General features: G+C 38.9%; 22 protein-coding genes. 16 read left to right on the forward strand and 6 right to left on the reverse strand.

Translation table 11 applies throughout. The annotated features are described in order from the left end of the window. The first annotated feature begins 10 nt into the window (after positions 1-10). From BBI00_RS00680 to BBI00_RS00700, 5 genes are all read left to right on the forward strand, one after another. Positions 11-934, forward strand: a complete 924-nt coding sequence (locus BBI00_RS00680) for a PfkB family carbohydrate kinase (protein WP_065396956.1) — start codon at positions 11-13, stop codon at positions 932-934. An 86-nt stretch (positions 935-1,020) separates the two neighbouring features. Beyond that, positions 1,021-2,388, forward strand: coding sequence for a peptidylprolyl isomerase (locus tag BBI00_RS00685; RefSeq protein WP_065396957.1), 1,368 nt, complete (start codon positions 1,021-1,023; stop codon positions 2,386-2,388). Positions 2,389-2,612: 224 nt separating this feature from the next. Beyond that, positions 2,613-3,557 (forward strand): NAD(P)H-dependent flavin oxidoreductase, encoded by a 945-nt coding sequence (locus BBI00_RS00690; protein WP_065399563.1) that lies wholly within the window; start codon positions 2,613-2,615, stop codon positions 3,555-3,557. Positions 3,558-3,564: 7 nt separating this feature from the next. Continuing rightward, positions 3,565-4,335, forward strand: coding sequence for an alpha/beta fold hydrolase (locus BBI00_RS00695; protein ID WP_065396958.1), 771 nt, complete (start codon positions 3,565-3,567; stop codon positions 4,333-4,335). A 114-nt stretch (positions 4,336-4,449) separates the two neighbouring features. Then, on the forward strand, positions 4,450-5,289 hold the full coding sequence (locus tag BBI00_RS00700) for a GLPGLI family protein (protein WP_065396959.1): 840 nt from the start codon (positions 4,450-4,452) through the stop codon (positions 5,287-5,289). A gap of 33 nt (positions 5,290-5,322) precedes the next feature. Here the strand turns inward: BBI00_RS00700 and BBI00_RS00705 are convergent, their stop codons facing one another. Continuing rightward, a complete protein-coding gene (locus BBI00_RS00705) occupies positions 5,323-5,808 on the reverse strand; it encodes a hypothetical protein (RefSeq protein WP_065396960.1) in 486 nt (161 codons plus the stop codon). Between the two features lie 433 nt (positions 5,809-6,241). Here BBI00_RS00705 and BBI00_RS00710 point away from each other — a divergent pair, with 433 nt between their 5' ends. Both BBI00_RS00710 and BBI00_RS00715 read left to right on the forward strand, forming a co-directional pair. Beyond that, on the forward strand, positions 6,242-6,445 hold the full coding sequence (locus BBI00_RS00710; protein WP_065396961.1) for a hypothetical protein: 204 nt from the start codon (positions 6,242-6,244) through the stop codon (positions 6,443-6,445). Between the two features lie 72 nt (positions 6,446-6,517). Continuing rightward, on the forward strand, positions 6,518-7,345 hold the full coding sequence (locus tag BBI00_RS00715) for a GLPGLI family protein (protein ID WP_065396962.1): 828 nt from the start codon (positions 6,518-6,520) through the stop codon (positions 7,343-7,345). Positions 7,346-7,361: 16 nt separating this feature from the next. Here the strand turns inward: BBI00_RS00715 and BBI00_RS00720 are convergent, their stop codons facing one another. Then, positions 7,362-7,979, reverse strand: coding sequence for an HD domain-containing protein (locus BBI00_RS00720; RefSeq protein ID WP_065396963.1), 618 nt, complete (start codon positions 7,977-7,979; stop codon positions 7,362-7,364). Between the two features lie 26 nt (positions 7,980-8,005). After that, the gene (locus BBI00_RS00725) at positions 8,006-8,305 is read right to left on the reverse strand and encodes a rhodanese-like domain-containing protein (protein WP_065396964.1); all 300 of its coding nucleotides are present in this window, start codon (positions 8,303-8,305) and stop codon (positions 8,006-8,008) included. A 293-nt stretch (positions 8,306-8,598) separates the two neighbouring features. Between BBI00_RS00725 and queG the strand changes: the two genes are divergently transcribed. The 8 genes from queG to BBI00_RS00765 all read left to right on the forward strand — a co-directional run bounded on the left by queG (position 8,599) and on the right by BBI00_RS00765 (position 17,961). Next, positions 8,599-9,537, forward strand: coding sequence for a tRNA epoxyqueuosine(34) reductase QueG (gene queG / locus BBI00_RS00730; protein WP_065396965.1), 939 nt, complete (start codon positions 8,599-8,601; stop codon positions 9,535-9,537). A 360-nt stretch (positions 9,538-9,897) separates the two neighbouring features. Continuing rightward, entirely contained in the window at positions 9,898-10,581 is a 684-nt protein-coding gene (locus BBI00_RS00735) for a TIGR02117 family protein (RefSeq protein ID WP_065396966.1), read from the forward strand. Positions 10,582-10,584: 3 nt separating this feature from the next. Next, positions 10,585-11,229: a murein L,D-transpeptidase catalytic domain-containing protein gene (locus BBI00_RS00740; protein ID WP_065396967.1), complete on the forward strand. Its 645-nt coding sequence runs from the start codon at positions 10,585-10,587 to the stop codon at positions 11,227-11,229. Positions 11,230-11,240: 11 nt separating this feature from the next. Next, positions 11,241-11,693 (forward strand): SRPBCC family protein, encoded by a 453-nt coding sequence (locus BBI00_RS00745; RefSeq protein ID WP_065396968.1) that lies wholly within the window; start codon positions 11,241-11,243, stop codon positions 11,691-11,693. A gap of 211 nt (positions 11,694-11,904) precedes the next feature. Further along, complete coding sequence (locus tag BBI00_RS00750) at positions 11,905-12,237, forward strand: hypothetical protein (RefSeq protein WP_065396969.1); 333 nt, start codon at positions 11,905-11,907, stop codon at positions 12,235-12,237. A 61-nt stretch (positions 12,238-12,298) separates the two neighbouring features. Beyond that, positions 12,299-13,387, forward strand: coding sequence for an efflux RND transporter periplasmic adaptor subunit (locus tag BBI00_RS00755; protein WP_065396970.1), 1,089 nt, complete (start codon positions 12,299-12,301; stop codon positions 13,385-13,387). Positions 13,388-13,415: 28 nt separating this feature from the next. Further along, positions 13,416-16,538 (forward strand): efflux RND transporter permease subunit, encoded by a 3,123-nt coding sequence (locus tag BBI00_RS00760; protein ID WP_065396971.1) that lies wholly within the window; start codon positions 13,416-13,418, stop codon positions 16,536-16,538. After that, on the forward strand, positions 16,519-17,961 hold the full coding sequence (locus tag BBI00_RS00765; protein ID WP_065396972.1) for a TolC family protein: 1,443 nt from the start codon (positions 16,519-16,521) through the stop codon (positions 17,959-17,961). The genes BBI00_RS00760 and BBI00_RS00765 overlap by 20 nt, the downstream gene beginning before the upstream one ends. Positions 17,962-18,204: 243 nt before the next feature. Here BBI00_RS00765 and BBI00_RS00770 read toward each other — a convergent pair whose 3' ends face one another. Then, positions 18,205-18,633: a cold shock domain-containing protein gene (locus BBI00_RS00770; RefSeq protein WP_065396973.1), complete on the reverse strand. Its 429-nt coding sequence runs from the start codon at positions 18,631-18,633 to the stop codon at positions 18,205-18,207. A 723-nt stretch (positions 18,634-19,356) separates the two neighbouring features. Here BBI00_RS00770 and BBI00_RS00775 point away from each other — a divergent pair. After that, positions 19,357-20,112 (forward strand): SDR family oxidoreductase, encoded by a 756-nt coding sequence (locus BBI00_RS00775; protein ID WP_065396974.1) that lies wholly within the window; start codon positions 19,357-19,359, stop codon positions 20,110-20,112. A 113-nt stretch (positions 20,113-20,225) separates the two neighbouring features. Here BBI00_RS00775 and lgt read toward each other — a convergent pair whose 3' ends face one another. Together lgt and BBI00_RS00785 are read right to left on the reverse strand one after the other, a co-directional pair. Continuing rightward, positions 20,226-21,062, reverse strand: a complete 837-nt coding sequence (gene lgt, locus BBI00_RS00780; protein WP_065396975.1) for a prolipoprotein diacylglyceryl transferase — start codon at positions 21,060-21,062, stop codon at positions 20,226-20,228. 238 nt (positions 21,063-21,300) lie between these two features. Next, positions 21,301-22,305 (reverse strand): LacI family DNA-binding transcriptional regulator, encoded by a 1,005-nt coding sequence (locus tag BBI00_RS00785; protein WP_065396976.1) that lies wholly within the window; start codon positions 22,303-22,305, stop codon positions 21,301-21,303. Between the last annotated feature and the right edge of the window lie 155 nt (positions 22,306-22,460).

A 22,460-nucleotide genomic window follows, 5' to 3' on the forward strand; every position in this document is an offset into this window, starting at 1 on the left:
TGAAAAATATATGAAACTTTTAGTTGTAGGAAGTGTTGCATTTGATGCAATTGAAACACCATTTGGTAAAACGGACAAAATTTTAGGAGGTGCAGCCACTTATATCGGGATCACTTCATCTATTTTAGGCGTTAAATCCGGTATTGTTTCTGTAGTAGGAGGAGACTTTCCACAGGAACACCTTGATATGTTTACCGACAGAGATGTAAACATCGAAGGAATTGAAATCGTAAAAGAAGGAAAAACTTTCTTCTGGGCTGGCAGATACCACAATGATCTGAATACAAGAGATACTTTAGCTACTGAAGTAAACGTATTGGAGAATTTTGATCCGAAAATCCCGGATTCAATGCAGGATGCCGAAATCCTGTTACTTGGAAACCTACACCCTGGAGTTCAGCTGTCCGTATTGGAAAAAATGAACACCCGTCCTAAGCTTGTGATCCTTGATACCATGAATTTCTGGATGGACAGTGCTTTGGATATTCTGATGGATATGATCGCTAAAACAGACGTTATTACCATTAATGATGAAGAAGCAAGACAGCTTTCAGGTGAATATTCTTTAGTGAAAGCCGCTAAAAAGATCCACACTATGGGACCTGAATACGTGATCATCAAAAAAGGAGAACACGGAGCGCTTCTTTTCCATGACAATAAAGTATTTGCCATTCCGGCACTTCCACTGGAAGATGTTTTCGATCCTACAGGAGCCGGAGATACTTTTGCAGGAGGTTTTGCAGCTTATCTTGCTAAAAAAGGGAAATTTGATTTCGATACCATGAAGTCTGCCCTGATCGTGGGATCTGCAATGGCTTCATTCACTGTAGAGAAATTCGGAACAGAAAGAATAGAAGAAGTAAACGAAGCAGATATGTTCAGCAGATTGAGACAATTTAAAGAATTGACGACATTTGATGTTGAGCTGCAGTAAATAAGTCTTTTTAAGAAATATTTATAATAAAAAATTGAGTGAAATTCGTTAAGAATTCTAAATTTGCAACTTGTTAAAATAGTAAAATGACAAATAAACTAAAAATCACTTTTCTTCTTGGGATTTTCATGATGATGTTCTCTTCAAATATGATGAAGGCCCAGCTAAAACAAGGAGATTTGGTGGATGGTATTGCTGCTGTTATCGGGAATGAAATCGTGTTGGAGTCAGATGTAATCGAGCAGATGAATTATGGGAAGCAGCAGGGAGCTGCCAATACAGACAAATGTGAGTTCCTTGAAAACCTTATCAGCAATAAGCTTCTTGTATACGAAGCAAAAAAAGATACACTGATCGAGAACCGTTCTGCAGCGATCAAAGAACAGGCTAATGCAAAATACCGTCAGTTGCTTTCTCAATTTCCGGACGAAAAAACATTACTGGCCGCTTATAAATTCAGAAATGCCTACGAAATGAAGAATGCTATCGAGAAAATCGATACGGATCAATATTACGGACAGGCAAAATACCAGAGAATTACTGAAAAAGCTGACGTAACCCCAAATGAGGTAACGGATTTCTACAATATGTATAAAATGCAGCTCCCTCAGGTAAAAGACGAGGTTACTCTTGCTCAGATTATGATCTATCCTACATTAACGGAAGCTCATAAGCAGGAGCTGATCAACAGGCTGAAAAAGATCAAACAGGATATTCTTGCAGGAGAAAGTTTTGAAAGCCAGGCAAGAATCTATTCAGAAGATGAAGGATCGGCTGCCAATGGTGGTTTATATAAGAACATCAACAAAGGACAGATGGTGAAACCATTTGAAGCTGCTGCACTAAACCTTCAGGAAAATGAAATTTCTGATCCTGTTGAATCTGAATTCGGATTTCACATTATTCAGTTACTGAAAAGATCAGGTAAAGTATATGATGCAAGACACATCCTTCTGCAGGCTAAGCCTACCGATGACGAAATTAAGACTGCCAAGGCAAAATTAGACAGCATCAGAGGACTTATCATGGATGGAAAAATGACATTTAAAGATGCTGCTTTCAAATTCTCAGATGATAAAAGAACCAAATTCAACGGTGGAATTATTCCGGGAGCTGATGGTTCAGACAAAATTGAGAGAGAAAGTATTCCGGGAACAATCAGCTACGAATTGGCAGGTTTAAATAAAGGAGATATTACTACAGCTTTTGAAGATGAAGAAAACAAAAGAAAATTGGTTAAGATCCTGAAACTGGAAGATGAAATTGCAGCGCACCAGATCACTCTGGAAACAGACTTTAGCAGAATCAAGCAGATGGCGCTGAATAAAAAGAAAAGTGAAATGGTTGAGAAGTTTGTCAATTCTAAACTGCCAAGCACTTTTATCTCTATAGACGGACGCTATGATAACTGTAGCTTTAAGTCTAACTGGAAGAAAGAATCCATCAAAAAATAATAAAATGAACCTTCAGAATTTCTGAAGGTTTTTTTATGGCATACAAGAAAGAGCAGTATTGCTGTAATGATTTTTCGGGAAAATATCCAAAACTTTACAACGTTGATTTTCCTGTTTTTTCAAACTGAATTTATCGGCATATTTTTCCCATAAAACCTTTGTTTTTAGTATTTTTACGCATGAGCAATTTTATAGATTTCAATTCGGCAAAAAAAATTCATGATATGCAGGGTAACCAAAATAGAATTTCACAGCTTTTCAATATCAAATATCCGATTATACAGGCAGGAATGATCTGGCATTCAGGATGGAGACTGGCTTCGGCAGTGTCCAATTGCGGCGGGCTGGGCCTGATCGGTGCAGGAAGTATGTATCCCGATATTTTGCGGGAAAATATTCAGAAATGTAAGCAGGCAACGGATAAACCTTTTGGGGTCAATGTTCCGATGCTGTATCCTAATCTTGAAGAGATCATTCAGATTATTCTTGAAGAGGGAGTGAAAATTGTATTTACCTCAGCAGGGAACCCGAAAACATATACGGAGACCCTTCAGAAAGAAGGGATCAAAGTTGCCCATGTAGTGTCTTCTACCAAATTTGCAGTAAAATGTGAAGATGCAGGAGTAGATGCGGTAGTAGCTGAAGGTTTCGAAGCCGGAGGGCATAATGGAAGAGATGAAACTACAACGCTTTGTCTTATTCCTAATGTAAGAAAACATATTTCTAAACCACTGATCGCAGCCGGAGGAATTGCATTGGGATCCCAGATGAAAGCAGCTATGATCTTAGGCGCAGACGGGGTACAGATCGGTTCGCGTTTTGCCGCAACTACTGAGGCCAGCGCCCATGAAAACTGGAAAAAGAAAATCACGGAACTTCAGGAAGGGGACACCCATCTTACCTTAAAAGAACTGGCCCCTGTAAGAATGGTGAAAAATAAATTCTTCGGCGAGCTGGAAGAGATCTACCAGAGCGGAAGAAATAAAGAAGCTCTGATCGCTTCGCTGGGAAGAGCAAGAGCAAAGAAGGGAATGTTTGAAGGAGATATGGAAGACGGTGAGCTGGAAATAGGACAGGTTTCTGCCCTAATTGATGATATATTGCCGGTAGAAGTTGTCTTCAATCAGCTGTTAAAAGAATTTGAAGAAGTAAAAATGCCAACATTTTAATAGTTGAATGGAAGGGAGAATCATTGATGCAAAAGGGAAAAAATTATACATAGAATACACTAAATCATTTGAAAGCAGACCTACCATTGTCTTTTTACATGACTCACTGGGATCGGTACAGCTTTGGCGTGATTTTCCTGCGAAACTGGCTGAGAAAACCAGATGTAACGTTCTTGCCTATTACCGTTTAGGATACGGAAAATCTTATCCAATGCTCACCCATGAAAGGCCTGTAAACTATATGGAGCTGGAAGCAGATGTACTGAATGAGCTTCTGACTGAAATGAAAATTGATAAAGCGATTCTTTTCGGGCATAGTGACGGAGGAACCATTGCATTGATTGCCGCCGCAAAATATCCTGAAAGAGTGGAAGCGGTGGTATGTGAAGCCGGACATATTTTTGTAGAAGAAGTAACCTTAAAAGGTGTTTATGATGCCTGGGAAGCTTACAGGACGACCAATCTGCCGGAGCGTCTCCGGAAATATCATGGCGATAAGGTTGAAATGCTATTCAAAGCCTGGACAGAAACATGGACCCGTGATGACTACAGATCATGGAATATTGAATACCTCTTGAAGGATATTATTTGCCCATTATTATTTATTCAGGGAGAAGCGGACGAATACGGGACATTGGATCAGGTTGAAAAAACCATTACTCAGGTCAGTGGAAACGCTGAGAAATATATTATTCCCGGGATCGGCCATACTCCACACAAAGAAGTTCCGGAGCTGGTATTGGAAAAAGCTTCAGAATTTATCAATAGAAATTTCTGAGAAAAAAAATAATACAAGACATCTTTCGAAGGTGTCTTTATTCGTTTTAAAAATTAAGTTTTTTCTGTCAATAAATTTTGATGTATATTGAAAAGACAAATGACACGATCAGCCATGAAATATTTTTTCTTTCTTCTTTTTCTCCTCGCAGAGGGTTTGACCGCTCAAAATAAACGGTTTATTTATCAGTACACCTTCATTCCAGATTCTACAAATAAAGCTGGGGTTATGAAAGAATTTATGTTTTTAGATGTCTCCGATGGTGGATCATCCTTTTTCAGTCAGCGTAAATATCAGTCTGACTCAACCATGATTGCACCTGCCAATAAAGGAAAAATGATAATGCCACCAATGGATCTGCAGGTCTTGTATACGATAGAAAAGAAAGGAGATAAAATCTTTTACAAAACATTAGGCAGTTCCGCCCAGATGAAAATAAAAGTGAATGAAGACAGAAAAATGGACTGGAAAATTCTTAATGACAGACAGAAAATTCTGAATTATGATGCTCAAAAAGCTTCCTTAAAATTTGGTGGAAGAACCTGGAATGCCTGGTTTACTCAAGCTATCCCTATGCAGGACGGCCCTTATAAGTTTCACGGACTGCCGGGGCTTATTGTGAAGATAGAGGATACTACAGCAAGTCATATTTTTGAATTGGTAGGCATAGCAAATCTTCCTGATGATTATTCCTATCCAGAACGATATCAGTTTTTGAAAGAAGTAGAGTTCAATAGGGCGGAATATCAAAAGTATTATACAAAATACAGGAAAGATCCTGCTGCTATAGAAAAACAGTTATATATAGAAGGAAGAATTCCTGATCAGAGAGACCATACCGGAAACTTCCGGACGGGAGCGCAAGTTCTGAGAGATATAGAAATAGCAGCTAAAGAAAACGTAAAAAAAGATAATAATATCATCGAAATTGATATGCTGAAAACAGTACAATAATAAAAAAGAGATGCCCGGCATCTCTTTTTTGTTTTATTTTTTAGGCTGCAGTGAAAAGTTGTCAAGGTAAACGGCCTGATGTATACCGTTCAGCAAAACTTTTAGTGCAAGGCTTGAATCCTTCTTTAAAGAAATACTCACGGTCTTTTTGTTTCCCGTTATCTTTGAAGGTTTCACAATGGAAACATAGGACTTGGCATCAGATGCACTGTTTACGGAAAAAATCTCCAGGGTTGTTTCTCCTCCGTTATCTGAAGCATCAACGGAAAGCGTGTAGTTTCCGGCCTTAATTTTTGGAGTAATCAGGTACATGTTTTCTCCGGGACTGCTCATCGAATAAAATACAATTCGTTGGTCACTGGCATAAAGCATGGCTTTTCCCGGCTGGGCAGACCAGCATTTATGAATATCTTTCCAGGTATCAAAATTTTCGGTAAGATCAGATACCGTTTTACACTGTGCATTTACCGTTAGAAGTCCTCCTAAAGCAGCTATTCCCGCAAATATAATTTTTCTCATAGATTATTTTTATTTATAATGAGTAAAAATAAGCAAATAAATCCATTGCTTAAAGCTTATCACACTTTATCATAATGATATTTGTTAGCTAGCCTTTATTGTGACAAATTAAAATTTGTACATATTGCACACCTTATCATACAGAACCTATTTTTTTTAACGGAACAAGCTGCTCTTCAGAATTTTAATAAATCCTGTTTTTTTAAACTTAAATATTTTAAAGAATCTTTTTTCATTTAAAATTATTCACTTAGTATTAAGCTGAATGTTTAAATAATTCTTTCTTCTGAGTTTAAGATTTAGCCTTTGTATACAGTACTTTATGCAATAAAAAAACAAAAAATATGCAACAATAATCACATTATTGTGATATAGTAAAGTTTTACTTTTAAAGTGTTGATAATGGAACAAATAATTTAAAAAACCGAATGCTATGAACAAAATTAAAAGAATCTCAAGAGACAATCTGAAGAACTTAAAAGGTGGAGGACCTTCTCAGCCTTCAGAAGGAACAGGATGCAGCTATAAATGCTGCTCAGATAAAAATCCTCAGCTTTGCAGTAAAACGATAACGGTATCAGTTGAGCAATCCGGATCAGTTTCATGCAGTTCCGGTTCTCACGTGGTACTGGTTTAATACTTGAATGAATGTTTAATGAGATACATCTGATGAATCAGTCAGATGTATTTTCTTTTCAATTGATATCCTATGAAAAATATCCTAGTGTTTTTATTGTTATCACAAATGATTTTTGCTCAGAACAAAAGGTTCATGTATCAATATACTTTTATTCCTGATTCAACGAATAGTGCCCATATTCTTAAGGAATTAATGTATCTGGATATAACCGAAAACCGATCTTTATTTTTTAGCCGGAATAAACTTGTTGAAGATTCCATTGCGGTAGCTGAAGCCCGGAAAGGAAATCCTTATATACCCAATGCAGATATTTTATACAAAATAGAAAAGAAGAATAATCATGTTTTCTTTTTGATCAGTGATTATGGTTTGGATAAAATAAGGGTGGATGATGACAGGAAAATGAACTGGAAGATTCTCCAAAAGATACAGAACATTTTAGGCTATGAAGCCCAGGAAGCATTATTGAATTTCGCAGGCAGAAAATGGACAGCATGGTTTACAACAGATATTCCCGTTCAGGATGGACCCTATAAATTTCATGGGCTTCCGGGATTAATTCTAAAAATAGAAGATGATAAGAAAAGCCATGCCTATGAATTGGCAGGCATTAAAAATATTGCCGGAGATATACAGTATCCTGATCTAAATCCGGAAACAAAAGATACAAATCTAACCTACTCTGAATTTAAAGAAATTTTTATCAGATATAGAAAAGACCCTGCTGCAGGGACAAGACAACTTTATATGGCAGGCAGGATTCCGGATCAGACAGATACTTCAGGAAAATTCCGTACAGGAGCTGAAATTGTGAGGGATATTGAACAGCTGAGCAGGGAAAGAATCAAAAAAGATAATAATATCATCGAAATTGACCTGTTGAAAGCTGTAAACTGAAAGAAGAGATCAGTGATTACAGCAACCGAAGTTCTGTTTCAATATTCTCTTTTGCATGGGTTTCATATTGATCTCTGAAATATTCAGTTTTAAAGATATTTTCAAGTTCCAGAAAATGTCTGAGAACTTTTTTCCGTCCCGGTTTATAAAGAAAATCAGGGTAAATGGAATATTCTTTTCTGATCATCTCAGTGTATACTAAATACGTTTCCCGGTCTTTTCCAAGAACAGATAGGTCAGCATCCAGAAGATAATTGATATCCATATTTTCAGATTTCTGATGGGATTTTGTTGCTAAGATCTGGTCAGAGACAATCTTGATCTCTTCATGGGATAAGCCAAGTTCTGAAAGCCTTTTCTCAGCGGTTACTGCGCTTTTTTCTTCATTAGACTTGGAAGTGGCATCATAAATGATATCATGGTAAAACAAGGCAAAAGATAACAGGGTAAAACGGGAAATACGATCCTTTACCGCTTCAAGCTCCTGAAACATATTGTCAAGATGAAGAAGATTGTGATAATACCTGCCTTTTTCGGTATATTTTGTTTCAATTTCATTCCACAAACGGCTGATGCGCTCATGATCTTTATCCAAAGGCAGACAGAGCCGGAGAAACCGATCTTTTAAATGCATGGTAATAAAGAATAAAAAAAGGAACTTTAAAAAGTTCCTCTGTTTGCTGCAAGAACGTCTTTCAGCTCAGCCCAGCCTCCGCCGTTGTAACCGTCCTTCAATCCTTGAGAATTAAGATATTCCAGTGCTTTTCCACTTCTGTTTCCACTTCTGCAGAATAAGATAACCGGTTTTTCGATAGATAGGATTTCATCCTGTCTGTCTTCTACTTCACCAAGAGGAATATTCTTAGCACCTTCTATATTTCCGTCCATTTCAAGCTCCATAGGCTCACGAACGTCGATCAATTCATAGTTTCCGGATTGTATTACTTCTATTAAAGACATAGTTGTTTATTTTAAACATTAAATTATGAACGAAATTACGCAATTTTTTTTTGAAAAAAATCTTAATTCAAGCATAAATTTTTCAGAAAGAAAACCGTATTGAGCAGGCGTTCCTGTATGCATAACCGGAAGAAATGTAAACGATTTGAATAACATTGGCCGTTAAGGTATGAAAGCATAGGCTTTCAAATTACTCTGCTGTGAAGAAAAACCACGTGCTTCAGCAGGGATAGCGCCTGATCCTGAAAAACCGGAAGATTGATAAAATAATCTTAATTTTGCAGGGTGAAATTATGAATGCAGGCGCTGAAAAATATACCCAACTGATCAAATCCAAGGCAAAAAGTTTTGGATTCCAGAGCTGTGGCGTTTCCAAAGCTGATTTTCTTGAAGAAGATGCACCTCATCTGGAAAAATGGCTGAAGAATAACTTCAATGGCGAGATGAAGTATATGGAAAACCATTTTGATAAAAGATTGGATCCGAGACTTTTGGTAGAAGGCTCCAGGTCTGTGATTTCACTTTCTTATAATTACTTTCCTGAAGAGAAAATCCCAATACTGGAAAATTATAAAATTTCAAAATATGCATATGCAGAAGATTACCATGAGGTGATCAAAGAAATTCTCCGTGAGATGGTGGCAGAGCTGCAGGAAGAAATAGGAGAGTTCGGCTTTCGGGTTTTTGTAGACTCAGCTCCGGTATTGGAGAGAAGCTGGGCCCGGAAGTCCGGGATAGGCTGGGTAGGGAAAAATGCCAACCTGATAACCAGGCAGAACGGATCTTTTTACTTCCTTGCTGAAATTATCTGTGATCTTGAGCTGATCCCCGATCATGCAACCACCGATCACTGCGGAACCTGCAGAAAATGTATCGATGCCTGCCCCACAGATGCTATCGTTTCTGAAAAGATCATAGACGGAAGCCGCTGTATTTCCTATGCGACCATTGAGCTTAAAAATGAAATCCCGGACCATTTCAAAGGTAAAATGGAAGACTGGATGTTTGGCTGTGACATCTGCCAGGATGTATGCCCATGGAACCGCTTCTCTGCACCGCATAAACAGAGCCGTTTCAAACCCAATGAAGCTTTAAAAAACTTTACAAAAGGAGAATGGAAGGATCTTACCCAGGAAATATTCTCTGAGATCTTCAGAAAATCACCCGTGAAAAGGACCAAGTTTACAGGGCTGAAGAGAAATATTGAGTTTTTAAACAACTCATCAGATTGATTTTAGCTTAAATTTTTGGTGATGATCCCTTCTTTGGAATTTTCTGGATTTCCAAACTAAAGCGGATAAACGACCATTCCTTAAATTTTCTGCCTTAAGGAGGTAAAGATTTATAAGATTAAATAAGCTGAAAAGTCCTTTCCTAAAAAGAAAAATTGACTTCCAGGAGATCAGATCTCACCGAAAATCAACGTCTTTTTTGTATTCTTTTTGGAGCCGTTTTTACTCTTACTTTAAATCTTTTCTGGGATTTGGTATTTTTACGCATATTTGTGAATATTTCGTAACTAAATATAGCCATTTTTTCGATTAAAACAAATACTTTTACAGAAAAGTGTAAATTAAATTTTATTAAAAAACATGACTGTGAAAATAATATTGATGTATATCCTGAAAGTGATAGGCGTTATTCTGGGAATTGTAATTATATACGTGATCCTTGGACTGTTGATTCCCTACATTCCTGTTTCTGCAAAAGATGACGGACAAAAGAAAGAGATTCCTATCTATATTTATACCAACGGAGTGCATACCGATATTGTAATGCCCGTAAAAAATGACCTCCAGGACTGGAGTGCGAAAATACCTTTTGCAGATACAAAATCAAAGAAAACAGATTATCAGTATATCGGGATCGGCTGGGGAGACAAAGGCTTTTATCTGGATACCCCCACCTGGGCCGATCTGAAATTCTCTACTGCCGTAAAAGCTGCATTCTGGCTAAGTGATTCAGCAATGCACTGTACCTATTACAGAACAATGAAAGAAGGTGAAGATTGTAAAATGATCATGATCAGCAGAGGACAGTATGAAAATCTTGTAAAATTTGTAGAAGATAAGTTCGACAGGGATCAGAACGGAAAATTTATGCTGATTCCTACTGATGCGGTGTATGGTGATAACGATGCTTTTTATGATGCTAAAGGAACATACAGCTTTCTTTATACATGCAATACATGGTCTAATAACGCTTTAAAGGCTGCAGGACAGAAAGCTGCGTTATGGACCCCTTCAGATTTTGGAATTTTTCAGCATTATAAATAAGAAATGAGAACGGGCTTTCTTTTCATCATTATTTTTATCCTCAGCTCCTGTTCACAGAAGAAACAAAAAGAAATACCAGTTGCTGAAATTCCGGCTGCAGTTGAAAAGAAACCCGGGGCTGATTTCTCTAAAACAAAAATGAAGGCTGAAGAAGCATTGGAGTTCTGTACCTCCGGGAAATTCAATACCGATTTCTGTATTCTGATTGATATGAGCCTTCATTCCGGGATCAACCGTTTCTTTGTGTGGGATTTTAAAACCAATTCCATTTCAAAGCAATATCTGGTAGGCCATGGCTGCGGATCAAACTCATGGAGTAAAGATGACTCGAAGTCGGATCCAGGATTTAGCAATGAGGATGGAAGTCATCTTTCATCTTTGGGAAAATATAAACTGGAAGGCAGAGGGTACAGCGATTGGGGAATCCATATAAAATACCTGATGCATGGCCTTGAAGACACCAACAGCAATGCCCTGAAAAGATTCATTGTTTTTCATTCCTGGGATAAAATGAGTGATGAAGAAACTTTTCCTGAAGGTTCGCCGGAGGGCTGGGGATGCCCTACTGTTTCCAATAATGCAATGAAGGAAATTGACCCGATGATTCAGAAATCCGGAAAACCGGTTCTGATGTGGATATACAATTAAAAAGAAGTACGATGAAACATAAGCTTTTCCGTGAGCAACAGCTCAGCTGTGATATAGAAACGGCATGGAAATTTTTCTCAGCAGCAGATAACCTTTCTGAAATTACCCCTAAAGATATGGGGTTTGTTGTCCTGACGGAATTGGAAGATGACCAGATCTACGAAGGAATGCTGATTGATTATGATGTATCGCCGCTCCTGGGGATTAAAATGAAATGGCAGACAGAGATCACTCAGGTAGACTACCGGAAAAGCTTCACCGATTTTCAGAAAAAAGGACCTTACAAATTATGGAACCACCATCATGAGTTTATTCCGAATGAGCAGGGCGTTCTGATGAAAGATACGATAGACTATGAGCTTCCGTTGGGGTTTCTGGGAGAAATCGCTCACAGACTGCTTGTCAAAAAGAAGCTGGAATATATCTTTGATTACCGTTTCAGGATATTGAGTAAACTGTTTTAAACTGATTTAATATTCTTTAATTCACTATACAATCATACACTTTACCATTTCACAGAAATCTCAGAATAATATTCGACAGTATGACGTGGAATTAATACCAATGTCTTCATAGTTTAAGTTTTTTTAACAATTAAAGATCTTCTGCTCCGTTAAAAATCCTTATTTTTGCAATACTTACCGTTTTTACGAAAACTAATGTGTTCTGATTGACATGGCAGGTCTGAGGTCATTTATCTTATTCTATATCCTACTGGTTTTTACCCTTTTCAATTCGAATTGGGCAGAGAATTCATTGCAGAATATTCCTCATGTTCCTCATGTCAGTAATATTCACCTTCTTGACGTTTATGAAGAGGCGGATATGAACACGCATGCATTACCTGCAGCCTCTAAAATCGTAAAATACTCCACCCGTAAAGATGATACTGCCGTTGGTGACTTTTCAGGAATATTAAAAGTTATTCCTAAAATCAGTCTTCCGGAAATTGCAGTCTCTATCATCTGCGGTGTCAAATCCTTTCTCCATCTCCTTCAGTTGTATTAGGTTTAAGTTGTTGAATGCCAAATTACTTTTAACGGAAATCTTATAACCTAAACATTTAAAAATGTATTTTAAAAACGTAATAATTTGCAGCTTTGCAATATTATTCGCTGTGTCATGCAGTAAAGACAAGAAAAAAAACAGCCAGAAAGAGAAAGAAGTTCCCGTACTGGAAATCAAGGAAAAAGATACGTTGGTCAATAACCAGTTTGTTACGGATATTCAGGCTAAAAAAAACGTAGAGATGCGTTCCAGGATTGGAGGTATTATTCAGCATATTTATGTGAATGAAGGTCAGTTTGTACACCAGGGCCAGCCTTTATTTAAGATCAATGATGCCGAACTGCAGATGGAACTTTTGAAGGCTAACGCTGCACTAAAGCAGACGGAAGCTGATGTACGCATTGCAGAAGTTGAACTGAAGCAGATTCAGAGCCTCCATGCCAAAAAATTCGTAGCCAATAACGAACTGGAAATGGTGAAAGCAAAGCTGACCTCTGCCCAGGCTAAGCATGCTTTTGCCGATGCAGAGAAAAGAGCCGTTCTTCAGAAAATAAGCTTTACAAAAATTACAGCACCTTTTGACGGGGTCATTGACGTAATCCCTCACAAAGACGGAAGTTTGGTAGAAAATGGCACTTTACTTACCACACTGTCCCAGCTTAATGAAGTGTATGCCTATTTTTCTATTCCTGAAAACCTGTACTTTGAGCTTCTGGCCAATGACAAGATCGGGAATCATCAGAAGATTGAGCTTACCTTGCCTAACGGAGTGAATTATCAGTTTAACGGAGCACTGAAAACCGCTGAAGGAGAGATCGACAGAACTACAGGATCCATCCGGTATAAAGCCCTTTTCCCGAATCCGGACCGTCTGATCAAACACGGAACCTCAGGAAAGCTTATCATTTCCGAACAGCAGGATAATGCAATCCTTATCCCACAAAAATCTACATTCTCTATTCAGGATAAAACTTATGTTTTTGTTGTGGATAAGCAGAATAAAGTGAAAATGACCAATATTAAGATCGGAACCACCCTGAGAGATTCCTATATGGTGGAAAGCGGCCTTAAAAAAGGAGATTTAATCATTTATGAAGGCACCCAGTCATTGAAAGACGGTGATGTGATCAAAATCAAAAAGAAATATTAACCTTTCATAATCTTTAAATCAATTTACAATGGTAGAAATGTTTATAAGACGAAAGGTTCTTTCGTTGGTTATTTCCATATTATTTGTACTCCTGGGAATCATGGCATTGCTGAAGATGCCGATCACCCAGTTCCCGGATATCGTGCCGCCTTCCGTAACGGTAACGGCAAAGTATACGGGAGCCAATGCCGAAGTATCTGCCAATGCGGTAGCCCTTCCTCTGGAACGTGCCATCAATGGGGTTCCGGGGATGACGTATATGTCTACGGTAACCTCGAATGACGGTCTTACCCTGATTCAGGTTTTCTTTGAAGTGGGAACTGATCCTGACGTGGCGGCAGTAAATGTTCAGAACAGGGTAACCACAATTCTGGATGAGCTTCCTGAAGAAGTAATCCGTGCCGGTGTTACCACCGAAAAGGAAGTCAACAGTATGCTGATGTACCTCAACATTACGAGTACGGATCCCAGTCAGGATGAGCAGTTCATTTACAACTTTACGGATATCAATGTCCTGCAGGAGCTGAAACGTATTGATGGAGTAGGGCGTGCGGAGATCATGGGGCAAAAAGAATATTCGATGAGGGTATGGCTGGATCCTCAGAAGATGGCGGCTTACAATATTTCAGCAGATGAAGTGATCACTTCATTACAAAAACAGAATATTTCAGCGGCACCGGGAAAAGTAGGGGAAACCTCCGGAAAAACTTCCAGCCAGCTGCAATATGTGATCAAATATAAAGGAAAATTCTTTGAGCCTAAACAATATGAGGAAGTTCCTATCCGCTCAGATGTAGACGGAACCATCTTAAAGCTTAAAGATATTGCTAAAGTGGAATTCGGAGCAATGAACTATGGAATGGTTTCCAAGACAGACGGAAGACCTTCCGCATCTATTATGATGAAACAGCGTCCCGGCTCCAATGCTTCAGAAGTTATTGAAAGTGTAAAAGCAAAAATGGAAGAGCTGAAAGTCTCCTCTTTCCCTCCCGGAATGGAATATAATATGGCGTATGATGTTTCCAGATTCCTGGATGCTTCCATCAGTGCGGTATTAACTACGCTTATCGAGGCATTTATTCTGGTAGGAATTGTGGTATTTATCTTCCTGCAGGACTGGCGTTCAACCCTGATTCCTGTGCTGGCAGTTCCTGTGGCACTTGTAGGAACCTTTGCCTTTATGAATATGCTTGATTTCTCCGTCAACCTGCTGACTTTATTCGCATTGGTGCTTGCTATCGGGATCGTGGTAGATAATGCCATCGTCGTCGTAGAGGCAGTCCATGTAAAAATGGAAGAGGGTATGAATGCCATGGATGCCACCATCAGTGCCACAAAAGAAATTGCAGGAGCGGTAGTAGCGATTACCATTGTCATGTCTGCGGTATTTATTCCGGTAGCATTTCTGGATGGTCCGGTAGGAGTATTCTACAGACAGTTTTCATTGACGCTGGCTATCAGTATTGTTATTTCAGGAGTTAATGCATTGACACTTACGCCGGCGCTTTGTGCCATTATCCTGAAGCCTCATGACCATCATAAGAAGAAAACGATCATCGACAGGGCTTTCCAGAGTTTCAATACAGGTTTTGAAAGATTAACCAATGGGTATGTGGGAATCTTATCAAAATTTGCAACGAGAACAACGGTTACTTTTGGTTTACTGTTCTTATTTGTCGGGTTAACTTTTGTGACCAGTAAATTCCTGCCAACAGGATTCATTCCGATGGAAGACCAGGGAATGGTGTATGTGAGTGTTACCACTCCGCAGGGAGCAACCGTGGAAAGAACAGAGAAAGTGCTGGATGAAGTGACTGTAATGGCAAAGAAAATCGAAGGCGTGGAAAACGTAACAACTCTTGCCGGATATAGTATTGTAACGGAAATTGCAGGTTCTTCCTACGGTATGGCCATGATCAACCTTAAAGACTGGAAAGAAAGAAACATTTCAGTAAATGATCTGATTGCAGAGCTTTCTGAAAAAACAAAAGGGATCTCAGATGCCCAGATCGAGATTTTTGCACCTCCTACGGTTCCGGGATTCGGGAATACCAGTGGTTTTGAACTGCGCTTGCTGGACAGAACCGGAGGTAGCATTGAAAATACGGATAAAATCACCAAGGATTTTGTTAAAAAACTGAATGAAGCGCCGGAACTGCAGAATAACTTTACCAGTTTTGATGCTACTTTCCCTCAGTATATGATCAATGTTGATTATGATATGGCTGCCAAAAAAGGAGTTTCCGTAGACAATGCGATGTCAACATTACAGACGATGCTGGGGTCTTATTATGCGACCAATTTTATCCGTTTCAGTCAGATGTATAAGGTGATGGTTCAGGCAAGTCCGGAACACAGGGATACCCCGGAAAGTATTCTGAACCTGTATCTGAAAAATGATAAAGGTGAAATGGTTCCGTTTTCAACATTCATCACCATCGAAAAAGTTTACGGCCCTGAAGTACTGACGAGGTATAATATGTATATGTCGGCAATGATCAACGGAGAGCCGGCTGACGGGTACAGTTCCGGAGATGCTATTGCAGCGGTGGAGCGTGTGGCAAAGGAAGTCCTTCCGAGAGGTTTTGATATTGAATGGTCCGGAATGACGAGGGAAGAGATCTTATCCGGAAACCAGACTGTTTATATCTTCCTGATCTGTCTGTTATTCGTATACCTTTTATTGGCCGCCCAATATGAAAGTTTCCTTCTTCCTATGCCGGTGCTTTTAAGCTTACCTACCGGGATCTTCGGTTCTTATATTGCTTTGGTGATGGCCGGATTGGATAATAATATCTATGCTCAGGTTGCGCTGGTGATGCTGATCGGGCTTTTGGCTAAGAATGCTATTCTGATCGTAGAATTTGCTGTAGCCAGAAATAAGCAGGGCTTTGATATCATTCCGGCAGCTATTGAAGGAGCGAGACAGCGTCTGAGACCGATTCTGATGACTTCATTCGCTTTTGTAGCAGGACTTATTCCCCTGTGTATTGCATCGGGAGCAGGAGCCATAGGAAACCGTTCCATCGGAACAGCGGCAGCAGGAGGAATGTTGCTTGGAACTGTTTTCGGACTGATCGTCATTCCGGGACTGTATATATTCTTTGCAAAACTTGAAAATAAGAAGAAAGATGAAAAGATTAAATCCTAGAAATATATTGTACGGAATGGCTGCATTGAGTTTAGTTTCATGCGCCGTTCCGAAGGTTGCTGACCTTAAAAAGGCCCAGACCCTGCCTGAATCTCCGATTAAAACGGCAAGCTCAGAAGAGTTTCAGCAACTGAACCTGAAAGCTTATTTTACAGATACCCATCTGCTTGATCTTTTTGATAAAGTGGTGCAGGCCAATCCTGATTTTCAGATCGCACAGCAAAGGGTAGAGATTGCGAACAGCTTTCTGCAGCGTTCGAAAATGGATCTTTTGCCGTCCCTTGAAGTGGGCGCTGAAGTTTCCGGGAACCGTTATGGTAAATATACAATGGAAGGTGTAGGAAACTATGATACCAATCTTTCACCCAATATTACCGAAGACCAGAAGATCAATCGTGATTTTACTCCCAATTACTGGCTGGGAGCAAGAAGCAGCTGGGAAATTGACGCCTGGGGCAAGCTTAAAAACAAAAGAATTGCCGCCCAGAAGAAATTCCTGGCTTCTACAGAAGGATTACGGTTGCTTCAGGTAGAGCTTTTCACAGATATTGCCAATCTGTACTATCAATTGGTTGCTTTAGATAACCGTCTGGCTATTTATCAGAAAAACTATAAACTCCAGCAGCGGGCATTTGAAATCGTCCTGGCACAGCGTGAAGTGGGGAAAGCTACAGAACTGGCTGTACAGCAGTTTAAAGCCCAGAATAATAACTGGCTTGCGGAAATTGAACATATCAAAGTGGAAATTGTTACCGTAGAACAGGCTATCACCACTCTTACCGGAAGTTATGGCGGCGATGTGAAGCGGGGAACAACCCTGATGCCTACCAATATGGATGTTTTGAATAAGACCATTAACGTAGAATCGGTGATTCATTCCAGACCGGATGTGGCCGCCAATTACTATGTTCTGGAAGCTTCCCAGGCAGATGCAAAAGCGGCAAGAGCGGCTTTCTATCCTAAGATTGATCTGGGAGCAGGTTTCGGATTGAATTCTTTTTCCGTTGAAACGCTGTTCAAGCCCAGTTCATTGGCAGGGCAGCTGTTGGGAGGTCTGATGGTGCCTGTTTTTAATAAAGGACAACTGAAATATGAATTTAAAGTTGCCAGTAAAGAGCAGGAAATTGCTTTCCTGAATTATCAGAAAAGTATTACCACTGCCTTCAATGAGCTTCAGTCTATTCTGAAACAGACCAAGATCTATGAACGTGTTTTGAAACTGAAATCCGAAGAAGTAGGGTTTCTTGATCGTGGGGTGGAGGTATCCAATGATCTGTATCTTACAGGATATGCCAACTACTTTGAGCTGATCAACTCCCAGAAAAGTAAACTGACCGCTGAGTTGGACCTGCTGCAGTTCCAGCATCAGAACACGAGGAATAATGTTCTTCTGTTTAAAGCGCTTGGAGGAAAACTGGATTAAATGATAGGGATATTAAGGGCAGCGTTGTCAGCTTAAAGCGAAGCAACCTGATTTCACAGAAAGCTGTCCTTACTGTTCTCAGACCTTATTTAAATCTCTGATGAATTATAATACTCTTTTACCGGTTTTGTAAACCGGCCCATTTTTATTTTTTACGATGATGAAAGCCACCTGAAAAGGTGGCTTTCTGTATTATTTCAAAACATATCTCCATCAGTAGAAGATATGCTGATAGATTAAAGATTATTTAACGATCTGGATCTCAACAGCAGAAAATCCTTTTGGGGACTTCTCTTTTTCGAAAGAAACTTTGTTCCCTTTTTTCACCGGCTCTGCACAGTTGTTATTGTGGAAGAAGATATTCTCTTTGGTATTGTCTTCAGTGATGAAACCATATCCTTTTTCACTCAGGAAGGTAACAATTCCTGTTTTTCTTGGATCTTCTTCAATAATAGGTGCTGCACCCAATTGAATATCATCAAGGTTCACTTCCTGTCTCTGCTCAGGCGGAGTAGAAGTTAATCTCCCGAATTCATCTACATACATGAAGACATCCTCCATGTCTTTTCCTTTGTTGTTGTTCGTTTTACGTTCTTCGCGTCTTAGCGCCTTTTCTTTTTGCTTTTGAATTTTTTTCTTGAAATTTTCCTTTTTAGAAAAAGAATCTGCCATAAATTATTTTTAGTATTTAGTTTCTATAAATTGTAATGATTCAATCTGGTCTTTTCTGACCTATAAAGCCTGCCGATGTTTCCTGCTTTTGGATGTTCCAATCATACAGAGCTTTAAAATTCCGACAAGTATTGTTCTTAATAGAAGAATAAAAGTTAAAAAATATGGCTGCTCAAAAAGCAAAGACTGAATAAAAAATATTCCGGTCGTTACAGAAAACAAAGTAGTGACTTGGTTACTAGCATACAAATATACAACAATAAAATGAATAATCCGGTTTTAAATGATTGATTATCAGAAATGGTTTTTGGATAAATCGCTGTAAAGGCTTTACTGGCTGATTATAAGAGAAGATAAGCTGTTTTGAATCTTCTATAAAAAAATCCCCAGCATGCTGAGGATTATAAAAAAATATATTATAGAATGAAGTGGTGTATAAATACGGGTGGAAAGTATCAAATGTTGTGCCTAAAATGCATTAATTTTCAGCGTTTCACAGGAAGTGTTTAATAGAATGACCTTCGCTCAAGCCGTATCTGTCTGGTAAATAGCAGGATGTTTGTGAAAAAGTGTTTATATAAATTTCAATCTTTTTATGATAAGATCACTGAAAGAATATTTCCGATATCATTTTAGCTTCAATACAATTCCCGAAAAATTCACCATGTTGAGATGCCATTTATTATCCATCTTTGCTTTATTAACATTTAAAAATCAAGAATAATGTCAACACAAGATGTAAATGGAAAAGTTGTTTTAATTGCCGGAGGAGGCAAGAACCTGGGTGGATTGCTAAGCAGGGATTTCGCTGCAAAAGGAGCAAAACTGGCCATACACTATAATAGTGAAAGTTCCAGAGCCGACAGTGAAAAAACGCTTGCTGAGGTTCAGGCACTGGGAGCTGAAGCGTTCTTATTTCAGGGAGACCTTACCAAAGTAGAGAATATTACCAGATTCTTTGACGAAACTATTTCCCGTTATGGCGGAATAGACATTGCGATCAACACCGTAGGAATGGTCCTGAAAAAACCGTTTGCTGAAACTACGGAATCAGAATATGACACCATGTTCAATGTCAATTCAAAATCCGCTTATTTCTTTTTACAGGAAGCAGGTAAAAAACTGAATGATCACGGAAAGATCTGTACGATCGTAACCTCATTGCTGGCGGCTTATACGGGGCTGTATTCTACCTATGCAGGAGCAAAGGCACCGGTAGAACATTTTACGAGAGCTGCTTCCAAAGAATTCGGGGCGAGAGGAATTTCCGTTACAGCAGTAGCTCCCGGGCCAATGGATACTCCTTTCTTCTACGGCCAGGAAACCGATGATGCTGTAGCTTATCACAAATCAGCATCTGCATTGGGAGGACTTACCGATATCAAAGATATTGCCCCGCTGGTAGAATTTTTAGTAACTGATGGCTGGTGGATCACCGGACAGACCATTTTTGCAAACGGAGGGTATACCACAAGATAACCGGTTTAATATTTTAATATCCGTTAAAAAAGAAACTCACTGAAAACAACTTTCAGTGAGTTTTTTATGGGAACAAAACAGCTCTTCGCTAAGATTACTGTCTATTAATCGTGTTATGCCGTTTTCATTTTTCCCTTTTCCAGAATACTTCTGATCATAAAGAACAATCCCAGAAGAACAAAAGGAATACTGAGAAGCTGACCCATATTCAAAATCATTCCATGCTCAAATTCAACCTGATCTACCTTGATGAATTCTATCAGGATTCTCATGATAAAGATAAGGAGGATACTGGTTCCGAAATAAAACCCCTGTCCGATCCTGAATATATTTTTCCTGTAAATAAAATAAACGAGCAGAAATATCACCATATAGGAAATCGCTTCATAAAGCTGTGCAGGATGTCTTGGAAGATCATCCACCTGTCTGAATATAAAAGCCCATGGTACATCTGTAGGAATACCTATGATTTCCGAATTCATAAGATTGGCCAGCCTGATAAAAGTACCGCCTAACGGAAGCACAATAGCAATTGCATCCAGAACGGTCATAAACGGGATCGTATATTTTCTTGCATACAGCAACAGGGCAATCACCAGTCCTATACCGCCGCCGTGGCTTGCCAGTCCTGCAAACCCTGTAAAGTGGTAGGTTCCGTCAGGTCCCTGCTGGATGGGTAAAAAGATTTCAAGCGGGTGCTGGGAATAATAATCAAAATCATAAAAAATACAATGTCCCAGTCTGGCTCCCACCATAATTCCTATCAGGGCATAGGTGAATAGAGCATCGTGAGCCTTTGCGCTGAGGTTTTCTTTTTTATAGATACTTTTTAAAACATTTAAAGATAAGACCAGCCCTGTAAGAAATAGGAGTCCGTAGTATTTTAAAGGAATGCCCAGAATATTGGCGATTTCAGGATTGATATCCCAGTTGATGTATAATAAACTCATTGATATTGTTGTCGGATTTTAAAGAGGCAAAGATAAGAAAATAGGATTTTCCGGATAGGAAAGGCTGTTTCGGGGACTCTATGGGCTGATTCATAAAGTATTAACTATGGTTTTGCCGTACTGTCCATCAGGAATACACGTTTTTCATTATTAAATAGTGACAGTTCATTAATGAAATCACTCAAAATAACTTCCATTTTCTTTCTCCCATCTTCCGGCCATCTATTAAAAATACCTGTTAAGTCGAAGATCTGTACACCAATTCTGCATCCATCAAAACAGATCTGCTTGGAGCTGTACTGTCTTTGATTTTTTCCAATGCAAGTTCTGCAGCAGCTTCCCCCATTTTTTCTAATGGCTGCTGTACACTGGTGAGCTGGGGATATACCATTGATGAAAGTTCCGTTCCGGAAAAACTGGCAACGGCAACCTCATCGGGAATACTTACCTTTTGTTCCAGAAGATAAGTCATGGCACCCATCGCCAAAGTATCACTGAATGCAAAAATACTGTCAAACTGTACATTCCTGGCCAATAGCTGCCTGATCGCTTTCTTACCGTGCTCAAAAGTCATTCCGTCAGTGCGCACAACCAGATTCTCATCAAAAATATTGTATTTCATGAGAATGCGCTTATAACCGTTCATCCTTTCTGTGGCGTTATGGATTCCTGTAGGGCCCATTATATGGACAATTCTTTTTCTTCCTTTTTTGATCAGGTATTCTACCATTAATGAAGATTTGATATAATCATTAATGATCACTTTTGAAACATCAAGGGATTTGTGCGGAATTCTGTCAAAAAATACCATAGGCGTTCCCTGATTGATAATATGCTCATACATATCATTATTTTGGGTTTCATGGCAAAGATTAATAATAATGGCATCTACATTAAACTCTTCCATCAGCTGAAGATTTTTCCTTTCAATAACGGGATCTTCGTCTGATTGTGTGATGATGATCCTGTACCCGAGCGGATACAGAATATTCTGAATTCCTTTAAGAACTTTCGAGGAAAACGGGGTGATCATCTCGGGAACTACAAATCCTATGGTCTTGGACTGTCCGGACTGTAAATTTAAAGCCGTAAGGTTAGGTTTATAGCCCAGTTTTTCGGCTGCATCCAATACTCTTTTTTTTGTTTCTTCATTTACATTTTTGTCATTAAGGAGGGCTCTGGAGATCGTAGAGGTAGATAATGACAAAAATTTAGACAGATCTTTTATCGTAATACGTCTCATCAAGTATATTTTTTGGGTTAAAATAATAAAAAAAATGGCAATTGGGAACGTTCCCTTATTTCTGGGAACGTTCCCAATTGAAATTTTTTCAAAAAATATAAAAATTAACTATTTGTTAATATAGATTTAGAGAATTGATTAATCTGTTAACAAAT

Origin of the sequence: Chryseobacterium arthrosphaerae, from assembly GCF_001684965.1 — a bacterium.
Taxonomy (GTDB): Bacteria; Bacteroidota; Bacteroidia; order Flavobacteriales; family Weeksellaceae; genus Chryseobacterium; species Chryseobacterium arthrosphaerae.